Source organism: Citrobacter sp. Cf125, assembly GCF_030333935.1.
Taxonomy (GTDB): Bacteria; Pseudomonadota; Gammaproteobacteria; order Enterobacterales; family Enterobacteriaceae; genus Citrobacter; species Citrobacter freundii.
The window spans coordinates 1,212,380-1,228,298 of record NZ_JAOWEY010000022.1 but is presented as its reverse complement, the minus strand read 5'-3'; the positions used below and the strand labels follow the sequence as shown (position 1 = coordinate 1,228,298).

The window sequence follows — 15,919 nt, the reverse complement described above, 5'->3', positions numbered from 1 at the left end:
ACCCGATGCAATTGCGTAAATTACTTCTGCCAGGGCTGCTTTCCGTTACCCTATTGAGCGGCTGTTCACTGTTTAGTGGCGAAGAAGATGTCGTTAAGATGTCCCCATTACCGGTGGTTGAAAACCAGTTTACTCCGTCTACGGAATGGAGCACCTCTGTAGGAAACGGTATTGGTGATTTCTATTCCAATCTTCATCCTGCGCTGGCGGATAACGTTGTCTATGCTGCCTCTCGCGCTGGTGTAGTTAAAGCGTTGAACGCAGGCGACGGCAAAGAAGTCTGGTCTGTGAATCTGGGTGAGAAAGATGGCTGGTTCTCCCGTGCATCTGCACAGCTTTCTGGCGGTGTAACCGTGGCCGGCGGTCATGTTTATATCGGCAGTGAAAAAGCACAGGTTTATGCGCTGAACACCAGTGACGGTACTACCGCATGGCAGACGAAAGTCGCTGGTGAAGCGCTGTCTCGTCCTGTTGTGAGCGATGGCGTGGTATTGATCCACACCAGCAACGGTCAGTTGCAGGCCTTAAACGAAGCCGACGGCGCCATCAAATGGACCGTTAACCTCGACATGCCTTCTCTGTCTCTACGTGGCGAATCCGCTCCGGCAACCGCCTTTGGCGCAGCTATTGTTGGCGGTGATAACGGTCGCGTAAGCGCTGTGCTGATGCAGCAGGGCCAGATGATTTGGCAGCAGCGTATCTCTCAGGCGACAGGCCCAACGGAAATCGATCGTCTGAGCGACGTTGATACCACGCCGGTTATCGTCAATGGCGTTGTTTACGCGCTGGCTTATAATGGTAACCTGACGGCGTTGGATCTGCGCAGTGGTCAGATCATGTGGAAACGCGAACTGGGCTCGGTGAATGATTTCATCGTCGACGGTAACCGTATCTACCTGGTTGACCAGAACGATCGCGTGCTGGCACTGACCACCGATGGCGGCGTGACGCTGTGGACGCAAAGCGATCTGCTGCACCGTCTGCTGACGTCCCCGGTATTGTATAACGGCAATCTGGTCGTCGGTGATAGCGAAGGCTACCTGCACTGGATTAACGTTGACGATGGCCGTTTTGTTGCCCAGCAGAAAGTTGACAGCTCAGGTTTCCTGACCGAGCCGGTCTCTGCTGATGGTAAACTGCTGATCCAGGCGAAAGACGGTACGCTGTACTCTATTACGCGTTAATCGTCGCGGCCGCTCGCTTTGAAAAACGGCTCCTGGTGCAGGGGCCGTTTTACTGTTTTTAACAACGGAGCAAAAATGTGCCCGTTGTCTGATGATTTTTTAAATGAGGCTTTAAACATGGTACCTGTGGTCGCGCTTGTCGGGCGCCCTAACGTTGGCAAATCCACGTTATTTAACCGTCTAACTCGCACCCGAGATGCGCTGGTTGCGGATTTCCCGGGTCTGACTCGTGACCGTAAGTACGGTCGTGCGGAAATTGAAGGCCGCGAGTTTATCTGTATTGATACCGGCGGTATTGATGGCACCGAAGACGGTGTTGAAACCCGTATGGCGGAACAGTCGCTGTTGGCTATCGAAGAAGCGGACGTTGTGCTGTTCATGGTGGACGCGCGTGCTGGCCTGATGCCAGCGGATGCAGCTATTGCGAAACATCTGCGCTCGCGCCAGAAACCGACGTTCCTGGTAGCCAACAAAACTGACGGACTCGATCCTGACCAGGCGGTTGTTGATTTCTACTCTCTGGGTCTGGGTGAAATTTATCCGATCGCGGCGTCCCATGGTCGTGGCGTTCTCAGCCTGCTGGAGCATGTTCTGCTGCCGTGGATGGATGACGTTGCTCCGCAGGAAGAAGTCGACGAAGACGCGGAATACTGGGCGCAGCTGGAAGCCAAAGAAAATGGCGAAGAAGAGCCTGAAGATGATTTCAATCCGCAGGATTTGCCGATCAAACTGGCGATCGTGGGTCGCCCGAACGTAGGTAAGTCCACACTTACTAACCGTATTCTTGGCGAAGATCGTGTGGTGGTTTACGACATGCCGGGGACCACGCGTGACAGTATTTATATTCCGATGCAGCGCGATGAGCGCGAATATGTGCTTATCGATACCGCGGGCGTGCGTAAGCGCGGCAAAATTACCGAAGCGGTAGAAAAATTCTCAGTTATCAAAACGCTGCAGGCGATTGAAGATGCCAACGTGGTGATGCTGGTGATTGACGCGCGCGAAGGGATTTCCGATCAGGACCTGTCGCTGCTGGGCTTTATCCTCAACAGTGGGCGCTCACTTGTTATCGTTGTGAACAAGTGGGATGGTCTGACGCAGGAAGTAAAAGAGCAGGTCAAAGAGACGCTGGACTTCCGTCTGGGCTTTATTGATTTTGCACGCGTACACTTTATCTCTGCGCTGCACGGCAGCGGTGTGGGTAATCTGTTTGAATCGGTCCGTGAAGCGTATGACAGCTCCACCCGTCGCGTGAGCACCGCGATGCTGACGCGCATCATGACCATGGCAGTAGAAGATCATCAGCCGCCACTGGTGCGTGGTCGTCGTGTGAAGCTGAAATACGCCCACGCGGGCGGTTATAACCCGCCAATCGTGGTGATTCACGGCAACCAGGTCAAAGACCTGCCGGATTCCTACAAGCGTTATCTGATGAACTATTTCCGCAAATCTCTGGACGTAATGGGCACGCCGATCCGTATTCAGTTCAAAGAAGGGGAAAACCCGTTTGCCAACAAACGCAATACGCTGACTCCGACTCAGATGCGTAAACGTAAGCGTTTGATTAAACACATTAAAAAAAGCAAGTAATCGTTGCTGATGCAGATGAAAACCCGCGCTTGTCGCGGGTTTTTTTTCGTTATTCCAACGTCAACCTCAGCCCGCGCAATGTCAATCACTATTCGTTTTTTACCAAGTTTAAATCTAAGAAAGTAGACAATTGTCGAGTTTTCATCTTAAAGTCCCCCGGTTGGTACTAGACAAAACTACTGCCAGGTTATCAAATGGTTAAATAAATCTTCGCCGCATGTAAAAAATCGACCAGCTACGTAACTGGTCGGCGTACATCGCGGTGTTTACACGCACGACGACATAACTTTCGGGAGAATTATGCAATCCTCTGTTAATCAAAAAGAAAGCCGAACTTTCTTCGGTCATCCTTATCCGCTCGGCTCATTGTTCTTTACTGAGATGTGGGAGCGTTTTTCGTTTTATGGCATTCGTCCGTTACTGATCCTGTTTATGGCGGCTACCGTTTATGACGGTGGCATGGGACTGGCGCGTGAAAATGCCTCGGCGATTGTCGGTATCTTTGCCGGTACCATGTATCTTGCTGCGCTGCCAGGTGGCTGGCTGGCGGATAACTGGCTTGGTCAGCAAAAAGCGGTGTGGTATGGCTCCATCCTGATAGCACTTGGTCACCTGTCGATTGCACTCTCGGCCATCATGGGTGACAACCTGTTTTTTATTGGCCTGATGTTCATTGTGCTCGGTTCTGGCCTGTTCAAAACCTGTATCTCGGTGATGGTGGGTACGCTGTATAAAAAAGGCGATGCGCGCCGTGACGGCGGTTTCTCGCTGTTCTACATGGGTATCAACCTGGGTTCCTTCATCGCGCCATTGATCTCCGGCTGGCTGATTAAAACTCACGGCTGGCACTGGGGTTTTGGTATCGGTGGTATCGGAATGTTGGTGGCATTGCTCATCTTCCGTATCTTTGCCGTTCCGGCGATGAAACGCTACGATAGCGAAGTGGGCCTGGACTCGACCTGGAACAGCCCGGTTGTGAAACGTAATGGTGTGGGCGCGTGGCTGCTGGCGCTGGCAGTTGGTGTAGCAATTGTTGTTACCCTGATTGCGCAGGGAGTGATTGTGATTAACCCGGTCGCGGTTGCCAGCATGCTGGTGTACGTGATTGCCGCGTCAGTTGCGCTTTACTTTATCTATCTGTTCGTCTTTGCGGGGCTGAACCGTAAAGAACGCGCCAGGCTGCTGGTTTGCTTTATCCTGCTGGTTTCCGCTGCGTTCTTCTGGTCTGCCTTTGAGCAGAAACCTACCTCGTTCAACCTGTTCGCCAACGACTACACTAACCGTATGATCGGCGATTTTGAAATCCCGGCAGTATGGTTCCAGTCGATTAACGCTTTGTTCATCATTCTGCTGGCCCCGGTATTCAGCTGGGCGTGGCCAAAACTGGCGAGCATGAATATTCGCCCAAGCAGTATCACCAAGTTTGTCATCGGCATTCTCTGCGCAGCGGCGGGCTTTGGCGTGATGATGCTGGCGGCGCAAGACGTGCTGGCAAATGGCGGCGCGGGTGTTTCTCCATTCTGGCTGGTAGGCAGTATCCTGATGCTTACGCTCGGCGAGCTGTGTCTGAGCCCAATTGGTCTGGCGACCATGACGCTGTTGGCACCGGAAAGAATGCGTGGACAGATGATGGGTCTGTGGTTCTGCGCCAGTGCGCTGGGTAACCTGGCCGCGGGTCTGATTGGTGGTCATGTGAAGGCCGACCAGCTTGATATGCTGCCAGATCTCTTCGCGCGCTGCTCGATTGCGCTGCTTATCTGCGCCGCGGTACTGATCGTTCTCATTGTTCCGATTCGTCGCATGCTGGAGAATACACAGACTAAACCGGCAACTAGCGCCTGATAGCACCTCGATGATGCCGGGGCAGACGTTATGCCCCGGTAATTCAACTTTTGAGGTGAGAACATGCTGTTAGGGTTTGTTGGGCTGGGCGCAGTCGTTGAAACGGCATACTTGCCCGCATTACGTAGCCTCTTCGGTGATTCATTACGCTGTGTGGGGTTTGATGTTCAACCCACAAAACAGCCAGCAGGCGTGACGCGTTGTACGTCGCTCGAAGAGCTGCTTACTCAGCCTCTTGATACCCTGTTCATCACGACCGCATCCTTGCATCACCTTGAGGTGCTTGAACAGGCCCTGGCCTCTCCCATCGCACGTATCGTGGTTGAAAAACCTATTGTCGCCACGCTCTCCCAAATTGAAAAACTGAAAATGCTGCTGGCTCAACCAGGAGCCGCCGATCGTGTACTGGCACTCGACCACTGGATGGCGCGCATCGAAACGGTGAAACGAGGGTTGGTCAGCACTTTTGCCGAGATTGTGAAAATCGAAGGTTTTTTGCAGGAGCCAAGTGGATTTAACGCTGCAGGGGAGCCGATAGCGCTTAACTTTGCCACCGGTGAACCGGACACGCGTGAGCTTCGCCACCCGGATGGCGTGATTCTGGATATCGGTACGCACGTGTTAGCAATGCTGCGGGAAACGGTACGGTATCTGGGAGGGAATAATGAGATGGTGCTGCGGTTAGTGAGTGCTAAAGACCGTCTGGGACGTGATATCCCCCAGAGTGACCTGACCACGGCAGAAGGCGAGGCGCATCTTCAGGGGCAGATTAGCGGCATTCCACTGGATATCTGGCTCAACAAATATGCGGGGCCAGCTGGTGGGCAAAAAGGTCTGCGGCTTTATCTGCGTGACGGACGTATTATCAGCCATGACCGACGCGGTACAGAAGATGTACTGGAAGTGATTGACGGCGAGGTGGTACAACGCTGGAGCATTACTGGTACGATTTACGCCCATTGTCTCGCTGAGCAAATTCTGGGAGCGCAAAGTTTGTTTGAACGTTGTCCGCAGGAGGTGAGCCAAACGACACTGCGCAGGCTGGAAGAAGTGGAGTGCCTGTTAACATTGCAGCAGCAGTTACGTGGGCCACATTAAGCGCATGGTGTTAAAATAAAAGCAGCAATACATTTTCTGTATAAGGACACGATATGTCGATTACCTGCCCGGATTGTCATGCAGAGCTGGAGCCGCAAAATGGTGTGGCGCACTGCGAGCATTGTCACAAAGATATTCAACTGGAAGCGCGTTGTCCGGAATGCCATCTGCCACTGCAAGTATTAAAAGCCTGCGGAGCGGTGGATTATTTCTGTCAGAACGGCCATGGCCTTATTTCGAAGAAACGCGTGGAATATAATGTCATAATATAAATTATATTATGAATAATTTTTGCTGATTAATATTTATTACGAATGCTAATCAGCTTTAATCATTATTATTACAAATATTTTATCTTGCTTTGATAATCTGGCTGATTTTTTAGGATTATATTTAGGTTATAAAGGCATTCATTAGCGTGAATCATAAATATAATGTTCCTGCTGTACAGCAACTTTGTTAATACAGGAACATGTTATGGCCCGAAGGGCGCGCTTTGTTATCTTGCTTGTTCTATTCGTTTCTGGCGCAGTTATTGCCGGGGACAATATTGTTGCGCCTGCAGCAACCAATAACATAAGTGAGTCTACGTTGCCCGATCTCGGCAGTGAATCGGTAAAAAAAGAACAGCATAATAACGAAGATCAATCCATTAAAGAGAAAGGTGCCGACTATTTTATTAATTCTGCGACACAAGGCTTTGAAAACCTGACGCCTGACGCGTTGAAATCACAGGCGCAAAGCTATTTGCAAAATCAAATTACCTCCTCCACGCAATCGTATATAGAAGGGTTAATGTCACCGTACGGAAAAGTACGGACCAGTTTATCTGTTGGCGAAGGGGGCGATCTTGATGGTAGCTCTCTCGACTATTTTGTTCCCTTATACGACAACCAATATACATTGATTTTTAGCCAAATCTCCGCGCAGCGTAAAGAGGATCGGACCATTGGAAATATCGGTTTTGGCTTGCGTCAAAATGTGGGGGATTGGTTACTCGGCGGCAACGCTTTTTATGACTACGATTTTAGCCGTGGGCACCGTCGCTTAGGTTTGGGCACTGAGGCATGGACAGATTATCTGAAGCTCTCTGGCAACTATTACCATCCACTTTCTGACTGGAAAGAGTCTGAGGATTTCGAGTTTTATGAAGAGCGCCCCGCCCGGGGATGGGATATTCGGGCTGAAAGCTGGCTGTCATTTTATCCACAGATCGGTGGGAAATTAGTCTACGAGCAGTACTATGGCGATGAAGTGGCATTATTTGGTACCGACAATTTACAAAAAAATCCCCATGCGGTAACCGTTGGTCTCAATTACATGCCTGTGCCGATGGTCACGTTGGGTGCAGATTACAAAGCCGGCACTGGAGATAATGCCGACCTTAGCATCAACGCAACCGTCACTTATCAGTTAGGTACGCCCCTGGCGGCTCAGCTTGATCCGGAAAACGTAAAAATTCAGCGATCTTTAATGGGCAGTCGTACCGATTTTGTCGAGCGTAATAATTTTATCGTTCTTGAATACCGTGAAAAAGATCCCCTTGATGTTGCGTTATGGCTCAAAGCCGATGCGACCAATGTCCATCCTGAATGCGTAATTGAAGACACGCCTGAGTCTGCGGTGGGACTGGAGAAATGTAAGTGGACGATCAATGCGCTTGTCTCTCATCACTACAAAATCATCTCCGCCTCCTGGCAGGCAAAAAATAATGCCAATCGCACATTAGTGATGCCAGTAGTAAAAGCTGATGCCCTCACTGAAGGGAATAATAACCGCTGGAATCTGGTCCTCCCTGCGTGGGTCAATGCGGATACAGAAGCACAGCGTACAGAGTTAAATACCTGGAAAGTGCGCATGACCCTGGAAGATGAAAAGGGGAATAAGCAAAACTCGGGTGCTGTGGAAATTACCGTCCAGCAGGATCGTAAAATCGAATTGATTGTCGATAACGTCGCCGACGCCGATCGTACCGATCATAGCCATGAGGCCAGCGCTTTGGCGGATGGCGTCGATGGTGTTGTGATGGATCTGGTGCTGACCGATTCATTTGGGGATACGACCGATCGTAACGGTAAAGTGCTGGTGGATGAGGCTATGGCACCTGAACTCTATGACAGCAATGACAAAAAGGTGTCGCTTTCCTCCACAGCTTGTACCGCCGAATTGCCCTGCGTCTTCATTGCGAGCCGTGACAAAAAGGCGGGAACCGTCACGCTCTCCAGTACGCTTCCTGGTACGTTTCGCTGGAAAGCGAAGGAAGACGCCTACGGCGACAGTAACTATGTTGACGTGACGTTTACCGGTGATGCGTTTGATGCGTTGAATGCGCTCATTTATCAAATGAAAACATCTTCTCCCGTTAATTTGAGCGGCAAACAAGATAGGCATCCTGTCGTTAATAATACCTATCGATTTGTACTGTGGCGTGATGCCAATAAAGACGGCGTTTTCCAGATGTCAGAACAACTGGCAGAAGATGAAATGGCGCTTTATGACTATCAATGGGAATTTACCGGGCAAAGCGTGACGGGAAATACCGGAGCACAAGCCAATACCCGCAATGAAGATCTGGTGTTGCCAGCAACAAATAGAGAGGCTGCGCAAAAATTCGCTGCTCATGAGCAGGATGGTATTCAGGGCTATGGCATACGCGTGGTGTATAGCCAGAAATAGTGTCAGCGTAGTGGCTGACCAGCCAGTCGCTGAATGTTGAAGAAAAAGGAGAGTCTTGATGCAATTAGTATTAAAACGGCGGCTGACGAAGGTCGCACTGGCGTTGGCTGTGGCAGGGTATTGTGCTGTGCCTGCAGTCGCGGCTAATGGGAATCTGAAAGCCGGTCAGTGGCAAAGCGCGACAGAAAGTACCGGTACTATTCAAGGGACTATCCCGTGGATTACACGGGCTGCAGATAAAACGGCGGAAACGGATAAAGTACATGTCACGGTGACGATTGACCGTGGTAGTCGAACCGTGGCAACTGAAGGTGACCGGCAGTTTCACGCGGGCGACAAAGTGAAGGTCAACTGGGCTATCGGCGATACGGAAGGTGACCTGGATGCGGATAACACGGCGACCAAAGCGACTGTGCAGTGGATGAGCTATAGCGATCAGAATGGCGGCGATGCACAAGAGATAGGTACAAAAGGCAGCGACACCTATGAAATTCAGGCTGCGGATGCCGATCGCTACATCGGTATTAAAATTACGCCTACCACAACTACCGGCGATCCGAATGTTGCCACAGAATTGCTGCTAAACGATCTGTCGACCAACGCTGGCGGTGGTTCTGACGATGATGACATTCCGGAAGGTCCGGTGGTCGATGCAAATGTCCACGTCGTCATCTACGAGGCGGGTACAACAACCAATCTGTTGGGCACGAGCACCAAACTTAAAACCAACACCACCTATAAAGTGCTGCTGTGGAAAGATAAAAACGCCAGTCGCTCTTACGATGCAGGTGAAGAAGTTACCAGTGATTACAACTACCGCTGGAAATTCACCGGTAACAGTCTGCAGTTGGGTACTGTGGGTGGGATTGTCAACGCTACCTACAACAATAGCGATCTGGTTATTCCGCTTACCAACGCCGAAGCGAAGGCTGCCTTCGATTATGCCGATGGCGTTACCCTCGGCAACGATGGCGTCCAGGGATATGGCTTGTCTATCGACTACCAACGTAAATAAAACCGTGCAAGACCGCTTCCTTAGGGAGCGGTTTTTCCGCGCCCTTTGTTTAGCTCGGGGTTAAGCAAAGTGTGTTGAAACGCGAACACAGAATAAATGGGTAGTGACTGCTCAAGGATGGGGGATCTGGCAGGTGAATAAAGTTTATCGCTCTTTACTGGCGTTAGCTCTGTTAATGGGTGCAGTGCCGGTACTTTCTGCACTAAAAAGTGGGGCATGGCAGGAGTTGCGCACAGCTACGGATGCGATAAACGGCACCCCGCCGACGGCGGACAGCGCGTTCGTTCCGGTTTATCAGGGCAGCGTTGTGCTCTCTCCCGGTGAAGCGCACGCTGTGGCCTTCAGCGCGATGCCCCGCGACTTCAGCGTTGACGATTCAGCCAGCGCACTGCAGCTGGCTAATCCGCTCGATACCGAGGGCGATCTGTTCGCCATACCGCCGCTGCGCTGGGAAAGCGAACAGACGCCCGCTATCAGTTTAGTCTGGGCAGATGCCGCCACACCGGATGAACCGCTTAACCCGCAGCCGGTCGCCAATAAAACGTTCTGTGCGCAGAATATGGCCGGCGGGCATTACGTGGTCTGGCCACAACTGGAAGATAGCAGTGCGCTACCCGCGCTTTACCTCATTACGTCGACGGGAACACCGAACAGCAATACGGTTGCTTTAACCGAACAAAAAGTGGCGATTGACGTAGCTACCGCCGTGGGCGAGCCACTGTCACTCAGCGCCGTGCCGATGGACGACACGTTAAAAGCAGCCAAGGTCAAAGCAGGGGAAAGTATCACGCTGACCGTTACCACCCGCGATTGCGCCGGTAACGTGGTGGGCAATACCGCATTTATTATTACCCGCAGCGATGCGCTTAACCGCCAGAACATCGTCAATAATAATGCACCGGTACACGTTGGTGATACGGAACTGACCACCACGGCGACGGAATACCACGGTGTTACGGGCGCTGACGGCAAAGCGATAGTGACCGTCACCCAGGCAAACGGCCCCGGCGTAAAAACTACCCTGACGGTGATGCCGGCAAACAATATGGCGCTAAAAGACAGCGTCGATGTCATTTTCACCACCCTGACCAGCCCGGACAGCGACAAAGCGGCGATGTGGGGGCATATGGAAGAAAGCGCTACGGCAAACGTCGATGGCGTCACCTATACCTTCACGCGTCCAAAACTGGCGGCGGAAACCAGTGGCACTAGTGCTACTTTTGCTGCCAGCAATGAAAGCTGGGCGCAGTTTACCTGGGATAGCGCGGATAACCACTGTGCCATTTTGCCGGATGCCGAACAGCTGGTGGCGCTGCGGGCCGCCCACAGCACTGCGGCGGCCTATCCCGGTTGGCCAATTGATACCTACTGGTCGTCCACGAAAGATCAGCTCGATATTTATCACTACGCCACCAGTATGGGGAGTGGGGCGGTGATACGAGAAAGCAACAGTACGGCTTTACTGGTGAGCTGCGTGGATAAAGCGCTACCTTTAGCGTATCCACAAATCACGCTTTCTCCCGATGCGCCATACAAGGCGGAAGTCGGTGAGACGATTGATGTGATAGCCAGCGTGGTTGACCGGAATACCAATAAACCGTTGCCTTATCGCTATCTTGAACTGTTTGTCGACCCCGCCTCTAACCGTAAAGGGGAGCATAAAGATGAGTGGGATAATCTGCGGGTCGTTGTCCGTAGTGATGATATGCGTGCATCGTCCCCGGAACACTATACCGGGGTAACGGACGCGAACGGTCAGGTACATTTGTCGTTAAGTCATGACAGTGGGGTAGGGGTAGAAACGCCGATTCGCATTGTGATGGCGGATGATGAAGGCGCAAGCATCACGTTCCCCTTTAATGTGATTTTTACGGTGATAACCAGCCCGGACGTTGACGGGGCGAATATGTATGGCCATATGCAACGGGGTATTGTGGAGAAGGGTAATCTCTACAAGCGTCCGCTATTGGCGTCCGAAACAAGTCATAAAACCGGTCAGCAAAGTGAAAATAGCGAAGAATGGGCCACCTTCGATTCTCTGATCTCTGCCACGAATCAGTGCGGCGCAGGTCAGGTCCCCGACACGGGTTCTCTTGAAACGCTCTACAGCGCACATCCTGATAATAAAATCCTGACAGAACACGGCTGGCCGACGGCGTCTGATGCTTATATGGCCGATGATGCCACGCAGATGGCGTACTTTAATCTGGACGATGGTAGCAAGGGGGTCGGTGGCTCAGCCCACTATTTGACCTGTTCGGCGAATGAGATGGTGTCCCAACTGGAGGTTTATTTCAATGATGATACTTCGTTACGGTTGCCCGTCGCCAAAACAGGCGATCAAATCAAAATGAACGTCCATTCACAAAATGCGTTGAACGGAGCAACGATAGCGAATGTGAAGTTTTCAGTCACCATGGGGCTCGGCAAAAATCGCAGCGGGATGACCACCGGCTTTACTGACCCAAGTCAGGGGGAATTGCTATTTGACAGCGTTGCCTATGGCGCGGGTACATCTTCAATGACGTATGAGGGGATGACGGATGCGAACGGTGACGCGCAAATTATTCTTGCGCAGCCAGGCGGCGTGGGGTTAATCACACCGCTAAGCGTAGTACCGATTGATTCACTGCTGAACTCGCCTATCTCGCGTAGCGTGAAGTTTACCGTTCCGACAAGCCCGGATACGCCAAAAGCCCATATGTGGGGGCATATGGCGGACGTCATAACAGTGGATAATCTCACGTTTGAACGCCCGAAACTGGCGGCAGAGTCAGGGGCAACCCGAACCCAGGATGAAGCGAATGAAACCTGGGCTCGCCTCACACATGCTGATGCGCTGGGAAATACCGCAGCCGGGGGATGTGCGCTTAATCGTCTGCCACGTATCGACCAGCTTACCACTTTGTACAATGCCAACAATGACGGCGAGATACATACGGTTGCCGGATGGCCTGTGGGGCTGGACTACTGGTCCGTCACGTACGCCAGCCAGTCCAGCTGGCAACAGATATCGTTGTCGGGTGGAGAGGTGACGGCGGGGGGCGATGTTTCGGATTACGTCAGTTGCCTGACCAGCGATAACCCGGCGGCGGCGTCCATCACCATTGAACCGGTGGATGCGTCGCAGTGGTATGACAACAACGTTAATAGCGTACATGCGGTAAGAGTGAAGAAAGGCGAGACGCTACAACTGAAGGTCACGGTGAAAGACGCCAATGGAAACCCTGTGCCGCAAGCGCCTTTTGTCATGAGCCGTGGTGATGGTTTTACCCGACAGAATGTTAAACATGCCGCTGGCAGCGGTGATGGTATTGTGTCGCCGGTGGTCATTGACGGCGAATCTGTTAACGACACGGCGACGAAAATCGGCGGCCTGACGGGCGTGGACGGCAGCAAAATCATCAATGTGACCCGCCCGGATACGCATGGCACTAAAGTGGCGATAACGGCGGCGCTGTACGGCAATGCCAGCGTGAGTGCCAGCCTCGACACCATCTTTACGGTGGTCACCAGCCCCGACTCGGACAAGGCGACGCTGTGGGGGCATATGACGGACACGCTGACGGCGGCAGACGGTACGAACTACCACCGGCCGCAGCTGTACGGGGAGTTAAGCAGCACCAACAATGTGACGAGCTATACGGAAGATAACGAGGTGTGGGCCGGGTTCTATGGGCCTGATAGCGGTAAGAGCAATCCGGACAGTTGCGCCAAAGGCTACTATCCCACGGTCAGTTCGCTGGATTCTCTGTACAGTAAATATCCTGACAGAAGTATCAAAACAGTGCAGGGCTGGCCTATTGACCGTTCTTACTGGAGCGGCACCTACAGTAGCTCGTTCTCGACTGAAACGTTCTCACGTTATTCGGCAGTTGACCTGGACGATGGCAGCCATCAGACATTATCCGCGACGGACGCTAACGGGAGACAGTACCAGATTTGTTCGGATACGCAGACGGCGCAGGCGGTATTGATTACGCTCACGTCAACGCTGACGCAGGATGCCACTTCGCAGGCGGTGAAGGTAAAAACGGGCGATACCATTCCACTGCTGATCACCACCACCGATGCCGCTGGCAACCCGGTGGGGAATATCCCATTTACCCTTAAACGTGACAAAGGAACAGCCCGTACCACTACTTATACCACCTGGAGTACGCCAACGATGCAACTGACGCAGAGCGGGCAGGCGTCGCAGAGCTGGAGTTTCAACGGAACATACTACGGCGTGACGGGCGCAGACGGTACGCTGGCTGTCGATTTGGCTGAGAGTAGTGGGCCAGGCGTCAAAAACGTGCTGACCGCCGGTCTATATAACAGCACAACGGTTACTGCGTCGCTGCCTGCGGTGTTTACGACAATCACCAGCCCGGACAGCAATAAAGCCAATATGTGGGGCCATATGCCGGAAACCTTCACCGCCAGCAACGGCACTGAATTTATGCGTCCCAGACTTATGGATGAGCTGGATTCAGCCACTGATACGACTGCCGTTATAGAGAATAATGAAAAGTGGTATACGGTGAAAAACATCGAGAAAGGACGTGGCGCCTGCGCAATGAACCGGATGCCGCGAGCCGCTGATTTGACCTCATTGTCTCAAGGTCATCCGAATGGCGCGTTAGCGACAGATTTAGGCCTCCCGATGATAACGTCGAAATCATGGTGGGCGGGTGATATGGCGATAAAAAGTCAAACCTCGCTGGCGTATCAATATATGAGTCTGAAGACGGGTGTTATCAACACGAACTCAGCATCGACCGTAAGTAATGTTGCACAATTGTGTCTGACCACGGCGCATGAGTCGTTCATCTCCCTTGACTCCAGCGCGTGGAATGAAGAAAAACAGGCTTTTGTGGCGAAAAAAGGCGAGGCGATACCGGTAACCGTAACCGTGACGGACGCAGCCGGCAGGCCGCAGGCGAATACGGTTGTGAGGGTGATGCGCGGCTTTTCATCCTCCCGCAGCAATACATCGGTATCCACCAGTGCGGCAACCATGACGCTCACCCCCACTTCGCCATTGGGGACGGTACTGACCAACTTCACTGGCAACAGTAGCTTGTATGAAGCGACCGGTGAGGATGGTATGTTGCAGTTAACATTAAATCAGGACAATACCACCGGGCTGAAAACGACTATTACCGCCAGCCTGGCAAGTGACAGCCTGGTGAAGGCCAGCAAAGACACCACCTTTACCGTCATTACCAGCCCTGATGTGGCGTCAGCAGATTACTGGGGGCATATGCCGGAGACGGTGCCGGGACCGGATAACGTTGTTTATCAGCGTCCCCACTTGCAGGCAGAAGCACCGTCGGGGGTAGGTTATCTCCTGTACAATAACGAAAAATGGGCCGCGCCGACGCCTGGGCAGGTGCTTTCGACGGATAAATCCGTATGCGGTATTGCGTTTACGCCGATGATGAGCGACCAACAGGCGCTGTATCAGCGTTATCCTCATGGTACGCTGGAAGCGCAGTATGGCTGGCCGGTGAAATCCGATCAGCTCTGGTGGCCGGCTGATTTAAAGTCAGGAAATGCCTATCACACTCTGAACCTGAATACTGGTCAGGTATCCAAGCAGACGAATTCCTCAACGAAAGAGATGCAGGCTTGTCTGGTTGACGCGCGTAATATCCCTGGCTTAATCACGCTGACCTCGACGGTGATGGATGTGGCGAAAGCAGCAGCTGTAGTGAAGAAAGGCGAAGCTATTCCGCTGACGGTGACGGTGAAAGACCGCGCTGGTAATCCAATGCCAAATGAGCCGTTTACCCTGAGTCGATCTGATGCGGAAAGTCGGAACGGTACTGCATACACAGTGAATGGCGCAGACGATTTAACATTGCAGGCGCTGTCTCCTTCGTTGTCAACGACATCAATGACGACAACCAGCGTCGTGTTTAGCGGTGTAACTGGGGCTGACGGTACGGCAACCTTTACGGTGCGCCAGGATGCGAGCCTGGGGTTAAAAACGGCGCTAACGGTTACCGCGACCAATGATGTGTTGCTAGCAACCACCTCAACGCTTGACGTGATATTTACCGTAATAACCAGCCCGGACAGCAACAGCGCCGCTATGTGGGGTCATATGCCGGACACTCTAAGTGTTGATAGCATAACGCTACACCGGCCGCTGCTGTATAGGGAATCCCCTGGAGCAACGGACCAGAGGACGGATAATTATGAATCATGGGCCGGTGTCTATTCTCGAGATACTGGTACTGGCTATGATATGAGCAATAACTGTGGTGGGGTGGCCTATTTCCCGGAAAAAAGTTTACTGGAGAAAATGAGAGACGAACAGATAGCGACAGCTAACGGATGGCCTGTGTCTGTAATGCGTTATGTGAGCCGTACACCTTCGACGTATAACTATTGCGAGGTTTCGTTAAATGAAGGGGGCATTACAAATTGCCCAACAACCCCGACGGGGTCGAATTCGGGCGGGATAGGCTATGGGGCCTGTATTGTGCCGTAAATGCTCACATAGAACGAGGCAAGTAAGAAC

8 protein-coding genes are annotated in these 15,919 nt (G+C 52.3%); all 8 read left to right on the top strand.

From position 1 onward, the window contains the following. The first annotated feature begins 5 nt into the window (after positions 1-5). The 8 genes from bamB to OGV89_RS10080 all read left to right on the top strand — a co-directional run bounded on the left by bamB (position 6) and on the right by OGV89_RS10080 (position 15,889). Entirely contained in the window at positions 6-1,184 is a 1,179-nt protein-coding gene (bamB, locus tag OGV89_RS10115) for an outer membrane protein assembly factor BamB (RefSeq protein ID WP_003838454.1), read from the top strand. 117 nt (positions 1,185-1,301) lie between these two features. After that, the gene (gene der, locus OGV89_RS10110) at positions 1,302-2,774 is read left to right on the top strand and encodes a ribosome biogenesis GTPase Der (protein WP_003037733.1); all 1,473 of its coding nucleotides are present in this window, start codon (positions 1,302-1,304) and stop codon (positions 2,772-2,774) included. A gap of 300 nt (positions 2,775-3,074) precedes the next feature. Continuing rightward, complete coding sequence (locus OGV89_RS10105; RefSeq protein ID WP_003037736.1) at positions 3,075-4,616, top strand: peptide MFS transporter; 1,542 nt, start codon at positions 3,075-3,077, stop codon at positions 4,614-4,616. Positions 4,617-4,679: 63 nt separating this feature from the next. Further along, complete coding sequence (locus OGV89_RS10100) at positions 4,680-5,714, top strand: Gfo/Idh/MocA family oxidoreductase (RefSeq protein WP_016150754.1); 1,035 nt, start codon at positions 4,680-4,682, stop codon at positions 5,712-5,714. 53 nt (positions 5,715-5,767) lie between these two features. Continuing rightward, the gene (locus OGV89_RS10095) at positions 5,768-5,986 is read left to right on the top strand and encodes a zinc ribbon domain-containing protein (RefSeq protein WP_003838464.1); all 219 of its coding nucleotides are present in this window, start codon (positions 5,768-5,770) and stop codon (positions 5,984-5,986) included. A gap of 205 nt (positions 5,987-6,191) precedes the next feature. Continuing rightward, the gene (gene sinH / locus OGV89_RS10090) at positions 6,192-8,390 is read left to right on the top strand and encodes an intimin-like inverse autotransporter SinH (RefSeq protein WP_286558570.1); all 2,199 of its coding nucleotides are present in this window, start codon (positions 6,192-6,194) and stop codon (positions 8,388-8,390) included. Positions 8,391-8,448: 58 nt separating this feature from the next. Then, positions 8,449-9,405, top strand: a complete 957-nt coding sequence (locus OGV89_RS10085) for a SinI family autotransporter-associated protein (RefSeq protein ID WP_286558567.1) — start codon at positions 8,449-8,451, stop codon at positions 9,403-9,405. 133 nt (positions 9,406-9,538) lie between these two features. After that, entirely contained in the window at positions 9,539-15,889 is a 6,351-nt protein-coding gene (locus tag OGV89_RS10080; RefSeq protein WP_286558608.1) for an adhesion domain-containing protein, read from the top strand. Positions 15,890-15,919: the final 30 nt, after the last annotated feature.